This window comes from Nocardia sp. NPDC051052, from assembly GCF_044456045.1.
Lineage (GTDB): Bacteria > Actinomycetota > Actinomycetes > Mycobacteriales > Mycobacteriaceae > Nocardia.
Window position 1 is genome coordinate 429134 of sequence record NZ_JBITFL010000003.1, and the last position, 22932, is coordinate 452065.

Consider the following 22932-nt stretch of genomic DNA (forward strand, 5'->3'; position numbering starts at 1 on the left):
CGGACGACCCTCCGGCGTAGCCGACGTCAACGCCATCGATCAGTTCAGTGGGAGAACAGCGTGACCAATACCGACCCAGCGCCCGCCGCGGCAAAGAAGGCACCGGCACGGAAGACGACCGCGAAGAAGGTGGCGCCGGTGGCCGACGCCCCCACCGTCATCGAGGTGCGCAATCCCGGCACCGGCGAGCTCGTCGGCACGGTGCCCGTGGTGAGCGCGGACGAGGTCGCGGCCACCGTCCGCGAGCTGCGACTGTTCCAGCCGGAGTGGGAGGCCATCGGCCCGAACGGCCGCAAGGAATGGCTGCTGAAGTTCCAGGACTGGCTGATCGACAACACCGACACCCTCGCCGACGTGGTGCAGTCCGAAACGGGCAAGCCGCGCGTCGACTCGCTCATCGATCCGGCGTTCGCGACCGATCTGATCGGTTACTACGCGCGCCGCGCCGCCAAGTTCCTCGCCGACGATCACCCGTCCCCGCACAGCCCGCTGGCCAGGGTGAAAAAGCTGACCACCGTGTACAAGCCGTATCCGGTCGTCGGCGTGATCACCCCGTGGAACTTCCCGCTCGCCATGCCCGCGCTGGACGTGTTCCCCGCGCTGGCCGCCGGCGCCGCGGTGCTCCTCAAACCGTCCGAGGTGACGCCGCTGTCGGCGCTCGAAATGGCAAGGGGCTGGGCCGAAATCGGCGCACCACCGGTCTTCGCGGTGGTCACCGGCGCGGGCGCGACCGGCGGCGCCGTCGTCCAGAACGCCGACTACGTCCAGTTCACCGGCTCGACCGCGACCGGCCGCAAGATCGCCGTGGCCTGCGCCGAGCGGATGGTCCCGTACAGCCTGGAACTCGGCGGCAAGGACCCGGCCATCGTGCTCGCCGACGCCGACCTGGATCGGGCCGCGCACGGCATCGCGTTCGGCGGCATGTTCAACTCCGGCCAGGTGTGCATCTCGGTCGAGCGGGTGTACGTCGAGGCGCCGGTCTACGACGAGTTCGTGGCCAAGCTGACCGCCAACGTCAAGGCGCTGCGCCAGGGCATCGACGGCCGCGAGTCCAAGCACGACGTCGGCGCGCTGGCCAACGAGAACCAGACCAGCATCGTGGCGCGCCACGTCGACGAGGCGGTCGCGGCCGGCGCGCGGGTGCTCACCGGCGGCAAGCGGGCCGGGTTCGGCACCGCGTTCGAGCCGACCGTGCTCGTCGACGTCGACCACACCATGTCCTGCATCACCGAGGAGACCTTCGGCCCGACCCTGCCGGTGATGAAGGTGGCCGACGAGGCGGAAGCCGTTCGGCTGGCCAACGATTCGATCTACGGCCTGTCCGCTTCGGTGTGGACCGGCGACAAGGACCGAGGCGAGCGCGTCGGCAGGCAGCTCAACGCGGGCGCGGTGAACATCAACGACGTCTTCAGCAACCTGTTCAACTTCGCGCTGCCGATGGGTGGCTGGGGCCAGTCCGGTGTCGGCGCGCGCTGGGGCGGCGCCAACGGCGTCCGCAAGTACTGCCGCCAGCAGGCGATCACCGCACCGATCCTGCCGACCCAGGACAAAGAGCTGTTCTGGTACCCGTACTCGATGCCGAAGCTGCTCTTCGCACTCGGCGCCATGCGCGCCGCCGGTGCCCGCGGCCTGCGCCGCATCGACCTGCCCGCCGTTCTGAAGCTCAAGGGAGACAACAAGTGAACGCGTCGCGAGCATCGGGCCCGGAGGCGGCAGCGGAGCGTAACCACGGAGGGCCCCGCGAGCGGCGCCAATCCAACGCTGCTACTTCGAAGATTCGCGGCAAGGTCGTCGTGATCACCGGCGGCGCCCGCGGCATCGGCCTGGCTACCGCCACCGCACTGCAGGCGCTCGGCGCCAAGATCGCGATCGGCGATATCGACGAGGCCACCGTCAAGGAGTCTGGCACCGCCCGCGGCTTCGAGCTGTACGGCCGCCTCGACGTCACCGATCCCGCCTCGTTCGAGAGCTTCCTCGACGAGGTCGAGCGCACCGTCGGCCCGATCGACGTGCTGGTCAACAACGCGGGCATCATGCCGACCGGCAAGCTGGTCGACGAGCCGGACCAGATCACCCGGCGCATCCTCGACATCAATGTCTACGGTGTAATCCTCGGCTCCAAGCTCGGCCTGGCCCGGATGCTGCCGCGCGAGAGCGGCCACGTCATCAACATTGCCTCGCTGGCCGGCGAGACGCACATCCCGGGCCTGGCTACCTACAACGCGAGCAAGCACGCGGTGCTCGGGTTCACCGACACCCTGCGCGAGGAGTACCGGGATTCCGGCGTCCGGTTCTCCTCGGTGCTGCCGACGCTGACCAACACCGAGCTCGGCGCGGGCGTCACCGCGCCGAAGCTGCTGCGGCCCGCCGAGCCGGAGGAGATCGCCGCCGCGATCGCCGGGCTGATCGTCGCGCCGAAGTCGAAGGTCAGGGTGACCGCGGTGGCGGGCATCATCTCGCAGGTGGTCGGATTGCTGCCGGACGTGGTCGGCGACGGCATCGCCAGGGCGCTCGGCGCGGGCCACGCGTTCCTCGACGACGTCGATGTGGACAAGCGGAAGGCGTATGAGGATCGGGCGCGGAGCGTCTAGATCGACAGCTCGCGGCGGGCGCCGCGGTCGGGGATTCGTCCCGGCCGCGGCGCCCTTCTGCGTGTCCAGCGAGCGTCCGGGAAGCGATCCAAACAGCAATACAAACTAAAATGTGATGAAAATCACTATAGAGGGGGCAAATGACCGCAGGTCGGCCATAAGCGGGTGCGCAGCGGACTATCGGCAATCGAAAAGACCGCCAGTTCTGACCCTCGCGAGCGCCCGGCGGCAAACATCGTTGCTGGTCACGTGCCCAACTGCATTAGACCAGCCGATCCGGCGGTCGCATGCCGAGGATTCGCGGAGTCGATGGTGCGTCACACCATCACAAGCAATATGCTGTCTCTAACAAACCTGTAGAACGTTTTGGTACCCGTATCCGAACTTTCTGGCCTGATAAGGCTGGAAATTCAGGACTGATTCTGATAGCAAGGGGCTATGGACCCGCATTTGCGCGACCTGCGGTATTTCGTCGCCGTCGCTGAGGAACTGCACTTCACCAATGCCGCCCAGCGGCTGCACATCGCTCAACCCACCCTGTCGCGTCAGATCCGGCAGCTGGAACGCCAGCTCGACGTGGTGCTGTTCGACCGCAACCAGCGCAGCGTCGCGCTGACCGTGGCAGGCAAGGAACTCCTGGAGGGCGCCCGCAAGATCCTGGAGCTGTGGGAGGTCACCAACGTCTCGCTGCAGGAGGCGGGCGAGGTGCTGCGCGTCGGCATCCAGTCCGCGCTCGGCCGCGGTCTGCTCAACGACCTGGAAAGCGCGAGCGGCCACCGACTCGCGCTGCACGCGGCCTCGTGGACCGACCCGTCCAGCGGCCTGTCCGGTCGGCAGGCGGACCTGTCGCTGGTGTGGCTGCCGCTGCCCGACCCGAACCGCTACCGCTGGCAGGTGCTGCGCACCGAGCCACGCTGGGTGCTGCTCCCGGAGAACCACCCGCTGGCCGATCGGGAGATCATCGAGTTCACCGACCTGCTCGATGAGCCGTTCATCGCGCTGCCCACCGAAGCCGGTGCGGTGCGCGACTTCTGGCTCGGCAACGACGCCCGCAACGGACGCCAGCCGAAGATCGGCGCCGAGGCGGCGACCCCAGAGGACAAGCTGGAGGCCGTGAGCCTCGGACTCGGTGTCTGCCTGCTCGCCGAGAACAATGTGCCGATGTACCGCTGGCCCGGCCTCACCGCGCGGCCGGTGGCCGGCCTCGCACCGTGCGAGCTCGCCGTCGCGTGGCGGGCCGACGACACCCGCCCGACCATCCTCGAATTCGCCGGGCGCGCAGTGGATGGCGGGTTCTCGGTGCAGCAGCCGCAACCCGCCATCAGCGCCTGATCAGTTGATGGTGCGCCGCCAGGGGTGCAGCGATTCCAGTTGCGCGGACAACCGCAGCAGGGTGGATTCGCTCCCCGGCGGGCCGGCGAGCTGAGCGGCCACCGGCGTCCCGACATCGGGATGCATGCCCATCGGGATGGACGCGGCGGGCCAGCCGACCAGGTTCCACAGCGGGGTGAAGGGGGAAAACCGCGTGGTGGCAAGCACATTGGCCAGCCAGCCGCGATGGTGCCAGGCCCGCGCCTTGGGCGGCGGGCAGGCGAGCGTGGGCGTGATCACCACGTCGTAGCGTTCGAAGTATTCGAGCAGTCGCGCCTCGACCCGGTCTATCTGGGCCGGTCGAACCAGGCGTAGTCGCTGCACCACGCGGCCGAGTGCCAGGTGGCGGCGGGTGCGCGGTTGCAGGCGCTCGGGCTGGGGTAGCGCGGCGGCGTCCCGGGAACCAACGGTCAACCAGCGCAAGAAGATCGACACCAGCGCGTCGCCATAGGGCAACGTAGTCGGCTCGACCAGGTGGCCTGCCGCAGCGGCGAACGAGGCCGCGGTGCGGGCGGCATTGGTCCAGTGCCGGTCGACCGGGAAGCAGCGGTACGGCGGAGCCACGGCTAGACCGATGCGTAGTCGGCCCGGCGGCTCCACCTCGGCTAGGTCCGGCCGGGCGGCCAGCACCGATAGCGCGAGCGCGGCATCGCCGACTGTCGTTGCGAGCACACCGTTTTCGAACATGCCCGACCAGGAGTCGGCGCCGATCTCCGCGGGCACCGTGTAGCGGCCCGGCTTGATGCCGTACACCCCGCAGCAGGCCGCTGGAACGCGAATCGACCCGAGTCCGTCGTTGCCGTGCGCGATCGGCACCAGCCCGGCGGCGACCGCCGCGGCCGAGCCGCCGGACGAGCCGCCCGAGCTGCGCGCGACATTCCATGGATTGCTGGTGATCCGCTCGGGGGTGTCGGTGGTGCCCCACAGCCCGAGTTCCGGCACGGTGGTGAGCCCGACGATCACCGCGCCCGCGGCGCGCAGCCTGCGCACGATCGCGTGATCGTCGGCGACCGGACGGGCGTCGGTGGCCGCCGAGCCGGACCGCATCGTCTCGCCGGTCACCGCGATGTTGTGTTTGATCGCGACCGGCACCCCGGCCAGCGGCAGCACGTCCAGATCGGCGCGCTGCTCCAGCGACGCCGCCTCGGATCTGGCCTTCTCGGTGCGGATGACGCTGAAGGCATTGGTGTTCCGGTGTTCGGCGACGATCCTGGCCAAGGTGGTCTCGACCACCTCCGTCGCGGACAGCGAACCGTCCCGCACGCCCGCCGCGATGGCCGAGGCCGGGCCGCGCGAGGAGTCCCGGTCGGACGGGATTTGGTCGTTCGCGCCCAGCGGACTATCTTGAGCGGGCGCGCTTGCCTCGACTCCCGATCGGGTCGGCGGGGACTGCGCGACAGTGGACTTTTTCTGAGTAACTTGCGCGACCGCCGAGCGCTTGGTCGGCGTCTGCGCGGCTGTCTCGGTGCCGGAGGTTTCGGTTTTCGCCGAAGCGTCCGCCACCGCTGTGGCCTTGATCTGCATGTGCTGGTCGTCCCCCGTCGCATCGTTGTCGAATTCGGGTGATCGCTCTCAAGCCGCAAGTTATCATTCCGAATACTGCTCGGGGGACGATGGCGTCGGGTGTGGCGGGAATTTCTCCTCCTACATCCACCGACCGACCAGTGCGGATTCTTCGGTGTCCGCCGAAGCCACTAGGTCCGAGAATGATTGCCAATTCCGATAGAAGTTCCGATTCCGCCGCAGGTTTCGATGCGAGCCCTGGTTTCGGCAAACCCCCGCCGCCCGCCGAATTCAACGCCGTGGCCGCCTTCTCCGCCGCGTGGGAAGACGCCGCCGACGAATCCGGCCGCCGCCCGCCCGAGATCGCCGAGTACCTCCCGGACGCGCACACGCTGCGCACCGAGGCGCTGCTCGAGCTGATCCGCGTCGACCTGCGACATCGCTGGTTGCGCAGGACCGTGCTCGGGACGAGCCGGCCCGAGCAGCAAGCGACCCGCAAACGGCTCGTCGAATACTGCGCCGAGTTTCCTGAACTTCAGCCCGGAAGTATCCCGGCCGGTCTGGTGTACGAGGAGTTCGTCATCCGCAGGCACAGCGGCGAGCGGGTGGATCCGCGCGAATGTCTGCGCGAATATCCGCACCAGGCGACCGAACTGCGCGCACTGCTGAACGCCGACGATGTCGATCAGAGCACCCGGCGGGCGGCACTGCGAGATTCCACGTTGACCGCGCTCGCGCGCACCAGGGCCGCCTTCGTCGATAACGAATTGAACCGAACCACCGAGTCGACTCGTGGTTCAGAAGTGACGCGAGCCACCACTACTGATCTGACGGGAACGGCGACAGCCATTCCCACCACGATCGGCACCGGGCCGGGTCGGCTCGACGCGCTCGACCGCATCGAAATCGGCCAGCGGATCGATGATTTCGACCTGTTGACCGGGTTGGGCAGCGGCGCGTTCGCCCGCGTCTTCCTGGCCAGGCAGCGGTCGCTGCAGCGGCTGGTCGCGGTGAAGATCTCCACCGATCACGGCACCGAGCCGCAGACGCTGGCCCAGCTCGACCACGACTACATCGTGCGCGTCTTCGACCAGCGCCTACTCGACGACGCCGGTCCGGCGCGCCGGCTGCGGCTGCTCTACATGCAGTTCCTGCCCGGTGGCACGCTGCTCGGCGTGCTGCGCTGGGTGCGCGCCACCCCGCCCGCCGAACGCAGTGGGCAGCTGCTGCTCGACGCCGTCGACGCGGCGATGGAGGAGAAGGGCGAGATCCGGCCGACGGATTCCAGCGTGCGCGCCGAGATCGCCGCGCTCAGCTGGCCGGAGACGGTGGCGTGGCTCGGTCGCAGGCTGGCCGAGGCGCTCGACTACGCCTCGGCGCACGGCGTGCTGCACCGCGACGTGAAGCCGGCCAATGTGCTGCTGACCGCCGAAGCGGTGCCCAAGCTCGCCGACTTCAACATCAGCTTCAGCCGCAACGTGCAGGACACCAGTCCGGTGGCCTATTTCGGCGGCTCGCTGGCGTACATGTCGCCGGAGCAGCTGGAGGCCTGCCATCCCGGATTCGGCCGCAGCGCGGCGGATCTGGATACCCGCGCCGACATCTATTCGCTCGGGGTGGTGCTGTGGGAATTGCTCACCGGGGCCAAGCCGTTCGACGACAGCACCGCGGGCGCCGACAACCCCGGCGATGACACCACGCTGGAGGCCATGCTGGAGCGGCGCAGCGGCGGGGTGGACGCGGCCGCGCTGGAACAGGTTCCGGCCGATTGCCCGGCGGCGCTGCGCCGGGTGCTGCTCAGCTGCCTGGCGCCGGAGCGCACCAAGCGGTGGGCGAACGGGTCGGTGCTGGCGCGGCAGTTCGAGTTGTGCCTGGACGCGCGGGCGCGTGAGCTCGTCGATCCCGCGCCGGACAGCTGGCGGCTGCGGCTGCGGCCGTGGCTGGTGCTGGTCACGCTGCTCTCGGTCGGGCTGCCGAATGTGCTTGCGTCGCTGTACAACATCCAGCACAACCAGCATTTGATCATCAGCAGGCTGACCGAGCAGGCTCAGCACAGCTTCGTGGTGATCACCGGCGTGGTGAACGGGGTGTTCTTTCCCGCAGGCATCGCGATCGTGGTGTACATGTCCCGGTCACTGCTGACGGTGCCGCGCGGGCTGCGCAAGGGACGACGCTATGACCCGGAGACCCTGCGCAATGCCAGACGCGACGCGCTGCTGCTCGGGGATCGCGCGGTGGCCGTGGCGTTTTCGCTGTGGGTGCTGTCCGGCATCACCTTCCCGCTCACGCTGCAGTTGGTGACCGGCGAGCTGCCCGCGCGGGCGATCGTGCACTTCCTCGCGTCGCTGGTGGTGTGCGGCGCCATCGCGGTGGCGTATCCGTTCTTCCTGCTGACCTTCTACCTGGTGCGCTGCATCTATCCGCTGTTCCTGCGGCACGGCGACATCAGCCCGGAGGACGCGATCTGGCTGCGCGGGCTCGATCGCCGGTGCAACGGATATCTGGCGGTCGCGGCGTCGGTGCCGTTGCTCGCGGTGGCGGGGGTGACCTTCCTGCCGCCGGCCGATATCCCGATGGTGATCTTCGCGGTCCGGGTGCTGTGCGCGGGCGGCATCGTCGCGTTCGTCGGCTCTTACCTGCTGTTCCGTGCGCTGGAGGCCGATCTGCGGGCGCTGGAGCGGGTCGTCGCGCCGGAGACACGCGGGTGAGCTCGTCGCGCGCCGACGCCGTCGCCCGGTTCGCCGCCGATTGGCAAACCAGCCTGCGTGCTGATCCGTTCGCGCCGCCGCTGATCGCGGATTACGTGCCCGACGGCAGCCAGGTGCGCCTCGCGGTGCTCGCCGATCTGCTGCGCATCGACTTGCGCGAGCGCTGGGCCAGGGACGCCGACCTCGGCAAGCGAATTGCCGAGTACCGCAAGGAATTTCCGGAGGTCGAGCACAGCCCCGCGCTGGCCGACCTGCTCTGCGAGGAGTTCCTGGCGCGGCGCCGCCACGCACCGCTTGCCATCGAGGAATTCCTCACCGAATACCCGGAACTCGCTCGCGAGGTACGCGAACGCCTCGCCGCCTTCGACCTCGATGACAGCGCCGACAACTTCGGCGCGGCGGAGTCGACCGAAGCCATTGCCGCACTGGCCGATCTGGCCCCCGGCCGGCAGATCGACGACTTCGACCTGATCACCGACCTCGGCACCGGCGTGCTCGGCCGGGTCTTCCTGGCCAGGCAGCGCTCCATGCAACGCCTTGTCGCGGTGCGTCTTTCGGCGGGCCGGGCCAGCGCACCGCGCACCATGGCGCAGCTCGATCACGCGCACATCGTTCGCGTCTTCGACCAGCGACTGCTGAGTACCGGCCCCGGCCATGACGGCGATGACCCGTTGGACTGGGCGACAGACGATTCCGTCCGCGACACCGATGATCGACCGGACCCCCGCTCGAAGTCACCGGGCTTCCACAGCGTGCCACGCTTACGCCCAGACGACCCCACCGAGCCTGACCGCCCGCGCACGTCAGCGGCCGACGACGCTACGGTCGCCAGTCCGGCCGACGCCGATTCCATTGTGGTCAGCGGTAATCCGCTGAACCAGGCCGATGACGCGACGGTCGCCGCCCCGCGCGGCCGCAGCACGGATTTCCCGCGACCTACCCGAATGGACCCGCTGGCCTCGCCCGGTGGACGCGTCGCACGAGACAGCGGCACCGACCGCTCCCTGTTCGGTGCGGCCGCGCCTCGCCTCGTCTACATGCAGTACCTGCCCGGTGGCACCGCGCTCGGTGTGCTCGATCAGCGACGCACCGGCCCGGAGTCCGACGGTGGCGCGCTGCTGCTGCGCGCGATCGACGCGGCGATGGAGGCGAAAGGCGAGATCCGGCAGACGGATTCGAGTGTGCGGGCCGAGATCGGGGCGTTGAGCTGGCCGGAGACGGTGGCCTGGATGGGCAGGCGGCTGGCCGACGCGCTGGATTACGCGGAGCACCACGGGGTGCTGCATCACGACATCAAACCCGCTAACGTGCTGTTCACCGCCGAGGGTATTCCGAAGCTGGCCGATTTCGCGTTGAGCGAGTCGGGTGCCCGCCAGCCCGCCGTGAATCCGGCTTCGCACGTGGATGATCCGCTGCCGTACCAGTCACCCGAGCAGCTGGCCCGACTCATCGATCCGACGGTGCCCGCGCCGGGCACGCGCAGCGACATCTACTCGCTGGGTGTGTTGCTGTGGGAAATGCTCACGGGCGCAAGCGCGTTCGAGGATGTCCCACGAGCAGGCGAGTCTCCGGCCGAGTCCTACGCGCGCATGCTCGACGTACGCCGGGCCGGGGTCACCGCGGCCACCCGGTCCCAACTGCCCGCCGACACACCGGACGCCCTGTGCCGCGTGCTGCTGGACTGCCTGCACGCCGACCCGAAACGGCGCTGGCGCAACGGCGCCGAGCTGGCCGGGCAGCTCGACCTGTGCCTCGACGCCCACGCGCGCAACCTGGCCGATCCGCCGCCATCCAGCCTGGCCCACCGCGCTCGCGGCTGGCTGATCCCGTTCGCGGCCTTGTGCATCGGCGTGCCGAACGTGCTCGCGAGCTGGTACAACATCCAGCTGAACCAGTCACTGATCATCGATCGGATGTCGGCGGCCGACCAGCACAAGTTCGCCACCGTCGGATTGGTCAACAACCTGATCGCCTTCCCGGTCGCGGCGCTGCTGCTGATCTTCCTCACCCGCAGGCCGCTGACCATCGGCTTCCGCTTGGCCCGCGGCCGTGAGTATTCCGCGCGCACGCTGGCGAAGGCGCGCCGCGACACCTTGCTGATGGGCGACTGGGCGGTATTGGTGCCCTTCGGCTTCTGGCTGGCGGCGGGTGTGATCTGGCCGCTCGGCTTAGCTTTCACCGGTGTCGACCTGCCACCGAAAACCTTTTTGCATTTCTTTGCGGCACAGGTGGTTTGCGCGGCCATCGCGCTGGCCTATCCGTTCTTCCCGATCATGGTCTACGCGGTCCGCTCGGTGTACCCACAGTTGCTGGTGCGCGGCGGGATCGGGCCCGGCGACGAGCGCCAGCTGCGAAATCTGGCCCGGCGCGGCAACTTCTACCTCGGCGTCGCGGCGTCGGTGCCGCTGCTCGGGGTGGCAGGCGCGACCTTCGTCGACGCCGGGGATCTGGAGTTGGTGATCGTTCCGGTGCGCTTGCTGAGCGTGGGTGGCATTCTGGCTTTCGTGGTTACCTACCGGTTGTTCCGCTGGCTAGAGGCCGACCTGCTCGCGCTCGCGCGGGCCATCCCGCAGCGGAAGCGATGACCTCGCCGCGCCCGCTCGGGCGGCTGGTGAACCTGTCACATGTGCACGATCCGGCCACCACGCCGCTGTATCCGGACGATCCCGAGTTCCGTACCGATATCGTCGCGACGGTCGCCAACGACGGCTACTACCTGCGTTATATCCAGCAGGGCGAACACACCGGAACCCATTGGGGCGCACCGATTCACTTCCACGCCGACGGGCTCGGCGCGGACCAGCTCGACCTGGACGACTTGCTGCTGCCCGCGGTGAAGATCGACGTCCGGGAGCCGTGCGCCCGGGACCGCGACTACGCGATCACCGTGGCCGATCTGAAGCAGTGGGAGGGACGGCACGGACGCATCCCGAACGGCGCGGCCGTGATCGCCTGGACGGGCTGGGACACCAAGTGGGGTACCCCGGAGTTCATCGGCACCGCCGAATTCGCCGACCACCAGCCGGGTTTCGCGGTCGAGACGATCGAATGGCTGCTACGCACCGGCAGGCTCGGCCATCGCGGCGCGCTCGGCATCGACACCTTCGGCCCCGACCTGGGCACCGACGACACCTACGCCGTCTCCACCCGGCTCTACGGCGAGCATCGGATCAGTCTGGAATGCCTGGCCAACCTGGCCGCGATCCCGGCGACGGGCGCGTGGGTCCTGGTCGGCGGGCCGCTGTATCGCAGCGGTTCCGGCTCCCCCGCAACGATTTTCGGCATCCTGCCGGACCGCTAGGAGTAAACCTTCGGGTGCAGGGTACCGATGTAGGGCAGGTCGCGGTAGCGCTCCGCGTAGTCGAGGCCGTAGCCGACGACGAATTCGTTCGGGATATCGAAGCCGACGTGCGCGACGTCGACGTGGGTGCGTAGCGCGTCCGGCTTGCGCAGCAAGGTGACCACCTCGAGCGAGGCCGGATTGCGGGTGGATAGGTTGCGCTTGAGCCAGGACAGCGTCAGCCCCGAGTCGATGATGTCCTCGACGATCAGCACATTGCGCCCGGCAATGTCCTTGTCCAGGTCCTTCATGATGCGGACCACGCCGGAGGACGAGGTGGACGACCCGTACGACGAGACGGCCATGAACTCCATCTGGGTCGGGATCGACAACGCCTTGGCCAGGTCGGTCATGAAGAAGATCGCGCCCTTGAGCACGCCGACCAGCAGCAGATCCCCCTCGGGGGCGTCGGCGGGATAGCGCTTGGCGATGAGCTCGGCCAGCTCGTTCGTTTTGGCGGCGATCTCTTCCTGGGTGATCAGAACAGACGCGATGTCGTCCCCGTACACGTCAGCTGTTCCCTTCATGGTTTTCGCTCCCGGACGGCCGATCCATTATGTGTCATCAGCCGCTGCGCCGACGCAGTAACACTGGCGGCGTTCCCTGGCCCTGCGTGGTCACGCTGCGCTACCGCCTTCGGGCCTGACGCTCACGCCGCAGTGTCAGCCTGCCATGTTCGCGCCCCGCGACCAACCTGCTACCCGGCAGGCCGCCGCCGACCGCGACACCGCCCTGCCCGCGCCAATCGGTGATGAGCTCGTCGACCGCGTGTAAATGCTTGCCGGTCAGCGCTTTCGCCCCGCCCGCGAGCAGCCAGGACCGGATCGCCCGGCGGCGCAACGCGGCGGGCGCAGTGGCGAGCGTCTCGATCGAGAGCGTCGCGCCATCACTCGCGGTGTGCAGCAGCTCACCCGCGAGCGCGTCGAGCACCGCACCGTCCTCGCGCAACTGTTCGGCCGTCCGCGCGAGTGCGCCTGCGACCCCGCCGCCGAGCACGTCCTCCAGCAGCGGCAGCACCTCGGTGCGCAGCCGAACCCTGGTGAACTCGGGTGATGTGTTGTGCGGGTCCTCGTACGGCGGCACGTCCACGTCCGCGCACAACTGCCGGGTCACCGCCCGCCGCACGCCGAGCAGCGGCCTGCCCCACGGCGCTGCCCATGCGGCCATCCCGTGAATGGACCGCCCGCCCGACCCGCGCGCCAACCCGAGTAATACGGTTTCCGCCTGATCATCGAGGGTGTGCCCGAGCAGCACCGGCAGCCCGCCGCGCGCCTCGTCCAACGCCGCGTATCGGGCTCGCCGCGCCGCCGCCTCCAGCCCGCCGTCGCCGTCGACCTGGACCGGGATCACCCGGGCCGAGCGGCAACCGAGGGCCAGCGCCGCCGCTACGGCGTCGTTCGCGACCACATCGGAGCCAGCCTGCAATTGATGATCGACGACTAAGGCATCGACCGCTCCCAGCTCGACAACGGCCGCGGCCGTGAGCGCCAGCGAATCCGCCCCACCGGACAGCGCGACCGCTGTCGCGGCATCGCCACCCGGCGCGTACGCGACAGCCCAGTCCCGCACCGCGCATCGCACCTCGAGCACGGCGGCCGTCTCCGGCAACCGACGCGGCTCAGCCACTGGTCCACGCGAACCCATATCCGGAGCGTACCGACCGCACCCCCACCCCTCCGCCGGGCGACCCAGCCGCGGAGCGAGAGAACCGCCCGCCGGCGTGAGTCATATGGTCGTCAAAAGATCTCGAACAGCGACCTTTTGACTCGCCTCGATTTCTCGGGCTAGCCCAAGACCCGGGCGACCCAGAGTTCGGGGCGTTCGATTTCGTCTGTGCGGGGCAGGGTTTCGGCGTTGGTCCAGATGGTGTTGAAGCGTTCCATGCCTACTCGGCCTACGACGTCGTCGACGAATGCCTTGCCCCGGACGTACTGCGCGACCTTCGCGTCCACCCCGAGCAGGGCGCGCATGATGCGCTGCAGCGGGTTGGTCGGGCGCTTGCGGCGCTGATCGAACGCGGAGCGGATCTGCTCGACCGACGGCACAACGGCGGGGCCGACGGCGTCCATCACGTGATCGGCGTGCCCTTCCAGCAACGTGCCGAGCATCAGCAATCGGTCGAGCGCCTCGCGCTGCGGCGCGGCCTGGGTGGCCCGCAGCAGACCGACCATGCCGCGAGCGGCGGGGTCGTCGGGACGATCGCCGCGGCGACGATCCCGCACCTCCTCGAGCAGCCTGGACAGCATCTCGTTGAGCGGTTCGTCGCCGACCTCGCCGAGCACCTCGACATTGGCCCGCATGTAATCGGCCAGCCAGGGTGCGGAGGAGAACTGCACCCGGTGCGTCACCTCGTGCAGGCAGACCCAGAGCCGGAAGTCGCTCGGCGAGACGCCGAGCGCGCGCTCCACCGCCATGATGTTCGGCGCGACCAGCAGCAGCGTGCCGTCCGGCCCGGTGAACGGGTCGTACTGACCGAGGATCGCCGTGGACAGGAAGGCAAGCATCGCGCCCGCCTGCACACCGGCCGGTTTGCCTTGCAGCAGCCCGCGCTCGCCGGTGTCGCCGCCGGTGCCGGTCAGCTGGCCCATCGAGTCGGCGGCCGCCTCGATCCAGCCCGGCCGGTCGACGATCCGGGCGGCGGGTACCGGCTGGTCGTCGAGCAGCATGCTCACCTCCCGGACCGGTCCCTCGGCGCGTTCGGAAGCGACGGCCAGTTCGGCGACGACCTGCTCGGCCGAGAATCGCGAGGTCCGCGGCCCGGACGGCACCAGGGCCGCGCCGGTCTTCGCGGCCAGCTTCCAGTCGACGGCACCGGAGAACCCCGATCGGCTCTTGGACTGCTCGACCACCCCGTTGCCTGCGGGCAGGACTGAACCCGTGCCGGTATCAGCCGGGTCGGAACTTTCTCCGTGCATTGTCAACCACCCGTCACGAACATCCACAGTTGCGTAGCGTGCCCGCGATCGCGTCCAAGGCGGGCCTGCTCACCTCCGGCGGTCGATCGTTCGACATCAACGCGAAGGTCAGCACCCGCCCATCGGCGTCGAGCACATACCCGACCAACGCGCTGGACACCGACAGAGTTCCGGTCTTGGCCCGGACGAACCCCGCGCCCTGCCGGTTGCGCTCGACATAGCGGCTGGTCAGCGAGCCGGTCGCGCCCGCGATCGGCAGGTCGTCGAGCAGCGGCGCCAAAGTGGATGCGAGCCGGTCGTTTTCGGGCCGGGCCTTGGTACCGGCCGGCTGGACGGCGGTCGCGGCGTTCGGCTTGGCCGCGGTCGCGATCACCCGATCGAGCAGCTTGGCCGGAATGCGGTCGTCCACCGACAGTCCGCTGTTGTCCTGCATGTCCAAGCCGGTCAGGTCGAAGCCCGCCTTGCCGAGCGCGGTGCGCACCGCGTCGACCGCGCCCGCGAACGAGGCCTCGCCACCGTTCGCGACGGAGATCTCGCGCCCGACCGCCTCGGCGAGAATGTTGTCGGAGTAGACCATCATGTCGCGCAGCCGGTCCCGCAGCGGCGCCGACTGCACGCTCGCCACCTCGGCGGCGCCGGGCGACGCGGTGCCGATCCGCACCCGGGCCGGATCGAGCCCGAGGTCGGTGGCCAGCCTGCGCCCGGCGTCCAGCGCGGGCGTCGGGGTGCGCGGCGAGTACTCGACCAGCGGCTGCAGCCTGCCGCCGTCGATCATCACCGACTCCATCGGCGCGATCGAGCCGTCGTGGATGTCGACCGGGTCCCAGCCCTTCGCCATGCTCGGCCCGGGGTAGGCCGAGGTGTCGACCACGATCGTGTCGACGGCCCGGCCCGAGTTCTTGATCTGGCTCACCAGATCGGACACCCGCGCGGCGTTCGGGTAGTAGCCCTTGCCTTCCGGCTCGGCAGTGAGCGTCGGATCGCCGCCGCCGACCAGCACCAGCTCGTTCGGCGCCGTACCCGCCACCACCTTGGTGATCAGCCGATGGTTGTCCGGCAGCGTGAGCAGCGCGGCGGCCGTGGTCAGGATCTTCGCGGTCGACGACGGGATCATCGGCCGGGTCGGGTCACCGCTCCACAGCACCGTCGCGCTGTCGGCGTCGGTGACCTGTCCGGCGAACGCCCCGAGATCGGGGTTGCCGAGGACGGGCGCGAGCGCGGCTGCGATACCGGCCGGGCTCGGCGCGGGCGCGTTCGAGGGAGCCGGGGCGACCTGTGGGTACGGGCGGACCGGTGCGGGCGGCGCGGCGATAGTCAGCCCGCCGTGCCGGAATTCGTCGGTCCACGGTTTGACCGTGAGCGCTACGCCACCACCCGCCGCCAGGACGACGGCGAGCGTGACGCCGAGTCCGATCCAGATATTGCGGCGCCGCCGGGCAGCCAAGCCACCGATGTTCTTACCAACCACAGCCCGCAGCTCTCCTCGACTGATTTCCGCAGCAGCCGCCTGCCGCACCCATGTCCCCGCCGACCACACTATCCTCGTTGCGCAACCGTTCCCCCGAACAACCTGGCGAGTCGGCAGTCGTGACTGCTCAGCTCATAGATGCACCGAAGGAGATGGCGTGGAGTTCGACGTCACCATCGAGATCCCCAAGGGCTCTCGGAACAAGTACGAGGTCGATCACGAGTCCGGACGGGTCCGGCTCGACCGGCACCTCTACACCTCCATGGTCTACCCCGCCGACTACGGCTACATCGAGAACACCCTCGGCGAGGACGGTGACCCGCTGGACGCGCTGGTCCTGCTGCCCGAGTCGGTGTTCCCCGGCTGCCTCATCGAGGTGCGTCCGGTCGCGATGTACAAGATGGTCGACGAGGCAGGCGGCGACGACAAGGTGCTGTGCGTGCCGGCCGGCGATCCGCGCTGGGAGCACATCCAGGACCTGAAGGATGTGCCCGAGTTCGAGCTGGCCGCGATCAAGCACTTCTTCGAGCGGTACAAGGATCTCGAGCCGGGCAAGTTCGTCAAGGGCTCGGAGTGGGTCGGCCGCACCGAGGCCGAGGCCGAGGTGACCGCCTCGATCCAGCGGCTGAAGGACAACGGCGGCCACTGAGCCGGTCGAGCGGGCGGGGAGTCTGTCCAGGCTTCCCGCTTACGCCGAGCCGGTGGCGGCGCGGCGCTGATTGCGTTCGGCGATCACCTGGTCGAGGTGCTCGCCGAGCAGCGCGAGGATCGGCGCCTCCACCTCCCCGTCGAGCCGTTCGTGGGTGAAGTGCGCGTCCGCCATCAGCGCGAAAGCCTCTGCCGCCGAACGGTATACGCAATAGGCCTGGTGGGTCCGGCCGACCGCCTGCAGGATAAGCCCGTGCAGCACGAGCACCCGCGCCCGCGACAGCGGACCGATCGCGCGGTTGAGCATCCGGACGGCCGCGTCGGCGATCGGTTCGGCCTGGGTGAGCTGCCCGGCCATCATGTACACGTGTGCCAGCCGGGCCAGCGCCCAGCCTTCGCGCAATTCCACCCCGCTCAGCCGGGCCAGCCGGACCGACTCGCGGCACAGCTCGATCGCGTGCCGATGGTCGCCCTGATACCCGCGGCTCGCGCCGAGCTCGTGCGTCGCCATCGCCTCCAGCCCGGCGTTCCCGATCTTGGCCGCCAGGGTCTTCGCCTCGGTCGCCCGCTCCTGGGATTCGGGGTATCTCCCCGCGTCCGACAGGGTTTTGGCCATGTGCACCAGGCTGGCGCATTCGACCGCGGGATCCTCGACCCGCCTTGCCATCCGGATCGCCCGTTCGGCGTGCGCGATCGAGGCCGCCGTCTCCGAGCCCATCCTGGTGGACGAGGCGAGGAGCTGGCCGGCGAACGCGGTCAGTCGCACGTCACTCGCCGAGGCCGCCGGAAGGGATAGTGCGATGCGCACGTGATCCCGGCCCTGGCGCAGCGTGCCGAGCGAGTAACTGTAGATCGTGCCAAGGGTCACCCTGATCCGGCATTCGACCCGGCGGTCGCCGGCCCGCAGGCCCGCGTCGAGCAGCTTGTCCAGCGCCCGCGACAGCTCCTGGCAGTGCGGCCCGCCGTCGATCAATTCCGCGGTGGCCCAGGCGATATCGGCGGCCAGCGGGAGCGCGGCACCACCGGCCCCGGCGACCTGTTCGTACAGCGAGATCAGGTTCGGTCGCTCGACGTCCAGCCAGTGTTGCGCGGCGATGCTGTCGGTGAAGGACAGCCCGGCGGATGCGGTGGGCGCCAGGTGTTCCGGTAGTCGCGACCCCGGATTGCACACCGCCATCAGGTTTTTCATGGTGGACAGGTAGAAGTCGAGCAGGCGGATCAGCACGGCGGACATCGGCTCGGCGACGTCGGGGCCCTGGTGCAGTTCGCGCGCGAACAGCCGGAGCAGATCGTGATAGGTGTAGCGCCCGGGCGCGCTGGTCTCCATCAGGTTCAGGTCGACGAGCGACTCACAGAGTTCCTCGACCAGCATCCGATCCGAGCCGAGTATCGCGGCCGCGCCGTCGAGGCAGATCTCCGCGACCTCCGGCACGGCCAGCATCCGAAAGGCCCTGGCCTGAGCACAATCGAGCTGGTCGTAGCTGAGCCGCAAGGCCGCCTCGACCGCGACGTCGCCGCTGCGCAGGGTGCCGAGCCGCTGCTTCTCGTCGTCCAGCCGTTCGGCCAGGCTGCTGATGCTCCAGTTCGGCCTGGCCGCCAGCCGCGCGCCGACGATCCGGACGGCGAGCGGTAGCCCGCCGCACGCGGCGAGCACGCTGGCCACCGCGACGGGCTCGGCGGTGACGCGCCGCGGACCCGCTATCCCGGCGAGCAGCGTGCGCGCCTCGACCCGGGACAGCACGTCGAGGCGCACCCCGAGAACGCCTACCACGCAGGGTAATTCGGGCATGGACGAGCGGCTGGTGATCAGCACCGCCGAGCCGGGCGTGCCGGGGATCAGCGGGGTGACCTGGTCGCTGTCACGCGCGTTGTCCAGCACGACGAGCACCCGCTTGCCGTCGAGAAAGCTGCGGAACTGGGCCGAGCGTTCGGCCAGCGTCGGCGCGATCTCGCCCTCCGGAATGCCCAAGGCGCGCAGGAAGTCACCGAGTGTGTCGGCGGCCGGGGTGCCGGATCGATAGCCGGGGCCGCGACCACGGGCCTGCGCGAAGCCGTGCATATCGACATGCAGCTGGCCGTCCGGAAACCGGTCCCGGACGCGGTGCCCGACGTGCACCGCGAGCGCGCTCTTGCCGATACCGCCCATGCCGCCGATCACGCACACCGGCACCGCGAAACCGTCTGCGCGGGTGAGCCATTCACTGACCTGCCGGGCCGTATCGGCACGGCCGGTGAAGTCGACGACGTCGGCGGGCAGCTGCGCGACCCGCCCTACCGTGCGGCGCGGCGGTCGCACGATGACCGCCGCGCCGTCGGTATCCCGTTGTGGCGCAAGCAGATCCGCCCGCAGAATGCGCTGATGCAGTTCGGCGAGCTGCTGTCCCGGCTCGATGCCGAGCCGTTCGATGAGCACCTTGCGGGTGTCGGCGTACACCGCGAGCGCTTCGGCCTGCCTGCCCGCGTGGTACAGCGCGGTCATCAGCAGGCCGCGCAGCTGCTCGCGCATCGGGTGTTCGCCGCACAGCGGCGTCAGCTCGGCGATCACCTCCGGATAGCGGCCGAGGCGCAGGTCGAGGTCGATTCGCTGTTCCAGCAGCGCGACCCGCCGCTCGATCAGCTGGGTGCGCTGCCGATCCGCGTAGGGGCCGGGCAGCCCGGACAGCGGCGTGCCCGACCAGAACCGCAGCGCGGCATCGAGCCGATCGCGGACCAGCTCGATCGCCTGTGCGGGCTCCGTGCCGATCCGGTCCGGCTGCACCTCGACCAGCATCTCCTCGACCATCTCCACATCGACCGCGCCGGGCGGCAGCCGCAGCGCGTAGCCGCCGCCGAACCCGACGAGCACCGTGGCGGGCGCGCCGGACGCGCGGTCCGGCTCGAGCGCCCTTCGCAGATGCAGGATGTGGTTGCGCAGCGCGCCGATCGCGCTCTGCGTCGGATGCTCGCCCCAGACTCCGTCGATGAGTTCCGGCACGGTCGCCGAACGTCCGCTGCGCAGCAACAGCGCCGCCAGCAAGGCTCGGCGCTGTTTGGAGCCGAGATCGAGCTCCAGCTCGTCGCGCCACGCACGCACCTCGCCGAGTACCGCGAACTTCAGCATTCGGTCCTCTCTCTGACCGTCGATCGTTCAACATCGAACGTAAACAATCGTCCGACGTTTCCGGCAACCGTGCCCGGGTGAAGTCACCGATGAGCCAACGCTGATCAGACGTCATCGTGCAGACATCCAACCAATGGTTTCGTGAGGCTTTCGTGACGGCTTACTGACCCGGCGCTGGTATGGGCCGCGAAAAGGGACATCCGACTCGGCCGGATGTCCCTTTTCGACAGCTGAGATCCGTAGTCGATGTACAGATCCCGGTCACCGTATGTTTGCACGCACTCGCCGCGGTCGCCACCGGTACTCGACGGACAGCCGTCGGAGGCGGAGTGCGTAGCCGATTCGGGCGCATGGTGGTGCTAGCCCCACCATCCGGCACCCGCAGGCAATACCCAGCATTCGGGTGCGCGCGGCATGGGCCGGACGGCCGCCGATTCCTAGGCTCGAAAGCGTCGGGGACGCACCCATGCCTTCCGGCTCGAACAGGAGGAAAGCACTGCTCATGAACCCATTTCGGCGCAACTCCGGAAAGGCGGCCCTCGCGGCCGCAGTGGTCGGCGCGGTACTCGCCGCGTCCGCGTGCGGCGGTGAGACGGCGAAGTCGGCGCCGCGGGATTCGGCGAAGACCGCACCGCCCGCGGTCGCCACCGCGATGGACAACGTGGTGCGCAACGGCACTCCCGGCGTCCAGGTGGTGATCGACGGCCCGGGCGGCCATCGCACCTTCACCGCGGGGTTCGGCGACCTGAACACCCATGCGCCGTTCCCGGCCGACGGTCGCGTCCGGATCGGCAGCAACACAAAGACATTCGTCGCCACCGTGATCATGCAGCTGGTCGCCGAGGGCAAGGTCGACCTAGATGCGCCGATCGAGCGCTACCTGCCCGGCCTGGTGCAGGGCTCCGGCAACGACGGCAACCGGATCTCGGTCCGCCAGCTGTTGCAGCACACCAGCGGCCTCCCGGACTACCTCGGCCACGGTTCCGAAGACGGCATCGTGCAGGACCATTCCGAACAGCTGAACCCGGACGACGAGGCCCTGCGCTGGCAGCACTTCGACATGACCGACCTGGTTCGCCGGGCGATGACCGCGCCGCCGAACTTCGAACCCGGCGCGAAATCGGTCTACACCAACACCAATTACCTGATCGCCGGCCTGTTGATCGAGCGGGTGACCGGGCATCCGGCCGCCGAGGAGATCGGCCGCCGGATCATCGAGCCGCTCGGCCTGCGCGACACCTACGTCCCCGCCTCGGGCGAAACGACCATCCGGGGCGCGCACCCCCAGGGTTATCACGTAGTGCACGGCAAGTCGGTCGATTTCACCGACCTCGACCCGTCCTGGGGCGGCACCGCGGGCGACATGGTCGCCACCCCGACCGATCTCAACCGGTTCTTCACCGCGCTGCTGGCCGGAAAGCTGTTGGCCCCAGCGCAATTGGCCGAGATGAAGCGCACCGTGCCGTTCGACCGGATGCCCGGCGCCGATTACGGTCTCGCGCTCATCCATCACACCACGCCGTGCGGCAAAGAGGTGTGGGGGCACGGCGGCAGCATTCCCGGCTTCGAGACCCGCAATGGCGTGATCGCGGACGGCACCGCGGTGACCGTCACGGTGAACCAGCTGCCGACCAGCGAGGAGACCGCCGAAACGGTCACCGCCGTGCTGGATGCCGCCCTGTGCTCCGCCTGACGCCTGCTCGCCTCGCCGCGCCGATATCGGTTGCGGCCGAATGACATCGAAGGATCAACAGTGAAACGCACGAGAGCGCTGACGGCCGTCCTGGCCTCGGTCACCGGCCTGGTGGCCTGCGTGGGACTGGTCGGCTGCGCGGGCCCGGACGCCACCGCGAAGGCGGAACCGCCTGCGCTGGACCGCTTCTACCAGCAGCAGCTGGACTGGAAAGCCTGCGACAACCCGAAGCTGGATCCCGCCGGCGGCCAGTGCGCCGTGGTGACGGTCCCGCTGAATTACGCCGACCCGCAGGGGCCCACCACTACCGTGGCGATCTCCCGGCTCGCGTCGCCGGAGCCCGCGAAGCGCCGCGGCGTGATGCTGTCCAACCCGGGCGGCCCCGGCGGCGCCGGTCTCGACTTCATGATCGGCGTCGGCGCCGCCATGACCCCCGACGTCCGGGCACAGTACGACCTCATCGGCATGGATCCGCGCGGGATCGGGCGTTCCGCGGCGGTCAACTGCCACTGGCCGCGCGGCTTCGGCCTGGAATCGGCCGGGGTCGATGCCGCGAGCTTCGCCGAATCGGTGGCGACACAAGCTGACTTGGCGGCGCGGTGCGCCGCGACGGAAGCGGCCAGGCTGCCGTTCATCACCACCCGCAACACCGCACGCGACATGGATGTGATCCGAGGTGCGCTCGGTGTCGGCAAGGTCAGTTATTTCGGCACCTCGTACGGCACGTACTTGGGCGCGGTGTTCACCCAGATGTTCCCGGAGCGCAGTGACCGGATCGTGCTGGACAGCGCGGCGGATCCGGACACCTATGGTTCGGTCGGCATGATGCAGGCCATGGGCCCGGTCAACGAGGCGGCCCTCGACCTGTGGGCGGACTGGGCCGCCGCGCACGACGGCGAGTATCACTTCGGCAGCAGCCGCGCCGCGGTGCGCGCCACCGTGACGGACCTGATCCAGCGGTCGGCAAAGCAGCCGATTCGGTTGGGCGGGTTCGAGATCGACGATCACACCGTGCCGACGCTGATCTTCGTCGGGCTCGACGACCAGCGCGCTTACGAAATGATTGCCGGTCAAGTGCGCCAGCTCGTCGACGCGGCCGACGGCAAGGCCGTGCAGCCCGACGACCAGCTGAAGGGCAATCTCGAGCACATCTTCGACACCAAGGACGGGGACGGTTCACCACAGATGGCCGTCCTGTGCGGCGACGTCGCCGCACCGCGCGACCCCGCGTTCTATCTACGCAACATCGAGGCTGCTCGCGCGAGCCAGCCGGTGTTCGGCGCGTTCGCCAACAACATCACGTCGTGCGCGTTCTGGGCACCGCCCGCGGAAGCGCCTACGGTAGTGAGCAATTCGGTGCCGAGCCTGATCCTGAATGCCACCGGCGACACCCGCACCGCGTACCAGGGCGCGGTCGCGCTGCACCAGAAGATGACCGGTTCCGCCTTCGTCACCCTGCAGGATGTGTCGATCCACTACATCTTCGGCCGCTTTCCGAACACCTGCGTGTATTCGGCGGTGAACGCGTACCTGCGCGACGGCACGCTGCCTACCTCCGATACCACCTGCCGAGCGGATTAGTCCTCGTCCTCAGC

General features: G+C 69.2%; 15 protein-coding genes. 9 read left to right on the plus strand and 6 right to left on the minus strand.

What is annotated here, in order from left to right; all coding sequences use genetic code 11:
• The first annotated feature begins 60 nt into the window (after window positions 1–60).
• The 3 genes from ACIBCN_RS12350 (at window position 61) to ACIBCN_RS12360 (ending at window position 3923) form a co-directional block, all read left to right on the plus strand.
• Window positions 61–1683, plus strand: coding sequence for an aldehyde dehydrogenase family protein (locus ACIBCN_RS12350; protein ID WP_396991580.1), 1623 nt, complete (start codon window positions 61–63; stop codon window positions 1681–1683).
• Window positions 1684–1775: 92 nt separating this feature from the next.
• Window positions 1776–2591: an SDR family oxidoreductase gene (locus ACIBCN_RS12355; protein ID WP_396991890.1), complete on the plus strand. Its 816-nt coding sequence runs from the start codon at window positions 1776–1778 to the stop codon at window positions 2589–2591.
• Between the two features lie 438 nt (window positions 2592–3029).
• A complete protein-coding gene (locus tag ACIBCN_RS12360; RefSeq protein WP_357379769.1) occupies window positions 3030–3923 on the plus strand; it encodes a LysR substrate-binding domain-containing protein in 894 nt (297 codons plus the stop codon).
• Here the strand turns inward: ACIBCN_RS12360 and ACIBCN_RS12365 are convergent, their stop codons facing one another.
• Entirely contained in the window at window positions 3924–5486 is a 1563-nt protein-coding gene (locus ACIBCN_RS12365; protein WP_396991581.1) for an amidase, read from the minus strand.
• Window positions 5487–5668: 182 nt separating this feature from the next.
• On the opposite strand from ACIBCN_RS12365, the gene ACIBCN_RS12370 reads away from it, so the two are divergent.
• The 3 genes from ACIBCN_RS12370 to ACIBCN_RS12380 are packed head-to-tail and all read left to right on the plus strand — an operon-like array spanning window position 5669 to window position 11474.
• Window positions 5669–8173, plus strand: coding sequence for a serine/threonine-protein kinase (locus tag ACIBCN_RS12370; protein WP_396991582.1), 2505 nt, complete (start codon window positions 5669–5671; stop codon window positions 8171–8173).
• Complete coding sequence (locus tag ACIBCN_RS12375; RefSeq protein WP_396991583.1) at window positions 8170–10758, plus strand: serine/threonine-protein kinase; 2589 nt, start codon at window positions 8170–8172, stop codon at window positions 10756–10758. The genes ACIBCN_RS12370 and ACIBCN_RS12375 overlap by 4 nt, the downstream gene beginning before the upstream one ends.
• The gene (locus ACIBCN_RS12380) at window positions 10755–11474 is read left to right on the plus strand and encodes a cyclase family protein (RefSeq protein ID WP_396991584.1); all 720 of its coding nucleotides are present in this window, start codon (window positions 10755–10757) and stop codon (window positions 11472–11474) included. The genes ACIBCN_RS12375 and ACIBCN_RS12380 overlap by 4 nt, the downstream gene beginning before the upstream one ends.
• Here the strand turns inward: ACIBCN_RS12380 and hpt are convergent.
• From hpt to ACIBCN_RS12400, 4 genes are all read right to left on the minus strand, one after another.
• A complete protein-coding gene (hpt, locus tag ACIBCN_RS12385) occupies window positions 11471–12022 on the minus strand; it encodes a hypoxanthine phosphoribosyltransferase (RefSeq protein WP_396991891.1) in 552 nt (183 codons plus the stop codon). The two genes, ACIBCN_RS12380 and hpt, sit on opposite strands and share 4 nt — an antisense overlap.
• Before the next feature lie 118 nt (window positions 12023–12140).
• Entirely contained in the window at window positions 12141–13157 is a 1017-nt protein-coding gene (gene tilS / locus ACIBCN_RS12390; protein ID WP_396991585.1) for a tRNA lysidine(34) synthetase TilS, read from the minus strand.
• Between the two features lie 140 nt (window positions 13158–13297).
• Window positions 13298–14428 carry a zinc-dependent metalloprotease gene (locus ACIBCN_RS12395; RefSeq protein WP_396991586.1) on the minus strand — a complete coding sequence of 377 codons (1131 nt, stop codon included), beginning with the start codon at window positions 14426–14428 and terminating at the stop codon, window positions 13298–13300.
• Window positions 14429–14441: 13 nt separating this feature from the next.
• Window positions 14442–15896 (minus strand): D-alanyl-D-alanine carboxypeptidase/D-alanyl-D-alanine-endopeptidase, encoded by a 1455-nt coding sequence (locus ACIBCN_RS12400; protein WP_396991587.1) that lies wholly within the window; start codon window positions 15894–15896, stop codon window positions 14442–14444.
• A gap of 157 nt (window positions 15897–16053) precedes the next feature.
• Here ACIBCN_RS12400 and ACIBCN_RS12405 point away from each other — a divergent pair, with 157 nt between their 5' ends.
• Window positions 16054–16545 carry an inorganic diphosphatase gene (locus ACIBCN_RS12405; RefSeq protein ID WP_396991588.1) on the plus strand — a complete coding sequence of 164 codons (492 nt, stop codon included), beginning with the start codon at window positions 16054–16056 and terminating at the stop codon, window positions 16543–16545.
• Between the two features lie 39 nt (window positions 16546–16584).
• Here ACIBCN_RS12405 and ACIBCN_RS12410 read toward each other — a convergent pair whose 3' ends face one another.
• On the minus strand, window positions 16585–19644 hold the full coding sequence (locus ACIBCN_RS12410) for an AfsR/SARP family transcriptional regulator (RefSeq protein ID WP_396991589.1): 3060 nt from the start codon (window positions 19642–19644) through the stop codon (window positions 16585–16587).
• A 502-nt stretch (window positions 19645–20146) separates the two neighbouring features.
• Here ACIBCN_RS12410 and ACIBCN_RS12415 point away from each other — a divergent pair.
• Window positions 20147–21337 carry a serine hydrolase domain-containing protein gene (locus tag ACIBCN_RS12415; RefSeq protein WP_396991590.1) on the plus strand — a complete coding sequence of 397 codons (1191 nt, stop codon included), beginning with the start codon at window positions 20147–20149 and terminating at the stop codon, window positions 21335–21337.
• A 60-nt stretch (window positions 21338–21397) separates the two neighbouring features.
• On the plus strand, window positions 21398–22918 hold the full coding sequence (locus ACIBCN_RS12420) for an alpha/beta fold hydrolase (RefSeq protein WP_396991591.1): 1521 nt from the start codon (window positions 21398–21400) through the stop codon (window positions 22916–22918).
• Window positions 22919–22932 lie beyond the last annotated feature (14 nt).

Coding starts and splice junctions, on each gene's coding strand:
- ACIBCN_RS12370 (WP_396991582.1), top strand. CDS start 5,669: ATGATTGCCAATTCCGATAGAAGTTCCGATTCCGCCGCAGGTTTCGAT.
- ACIBCN_RS12365 (WP_396991581.1), bottom strand. CDS start 5,486: ATGCAGATCAAGGCCACAGCGGTGGCGGACGCTTCGGCGAAAACCGAA.
- ACIBCN_RS12415 (WP_396991590.1), top strand. CDS start 20,147: ATGAACCCATTTCGGCGCAACTCCGGAAAGGCGGCCCTCGCGGCCGCA.
- tilS (WP_396991585.1), bottom strand. CDS start 13,157: ATGGGTTCGCGTGGACCAGTGGCTGAGCCGCGTCGGTTGCCGGAGACG.
- ACIBCN_RS12410 (WP_396991589.1), bottom strand. CDS start 19,644: ATGCTGAAGTTCGCGGTACTCGGCGAGGTGCGTGCGTGGCGCGACGAG.
- ACIBCN_RS12395 (WP_396991586.1), bottom strand. CDS start 14,428: ATGCACGGAGAAAGTTCCGACCCGGCTGATACCGGCACGGGTTCAGTC.
- ACIBCN_RS12380 (WP_396991584.1), top strand. CDS start 10,755: ATGACCTCGCCGCGCCCGCTCGGGCGGCTGGTGAACCTGTCACATGTG.
- ACIBCN_RS12360 (WP_357379769.1), top strand. CDS start 3,030: ATGGACCCGCATTTGCGCGACCTGCGGTATTTCGTCGCCGTCGCTGAG.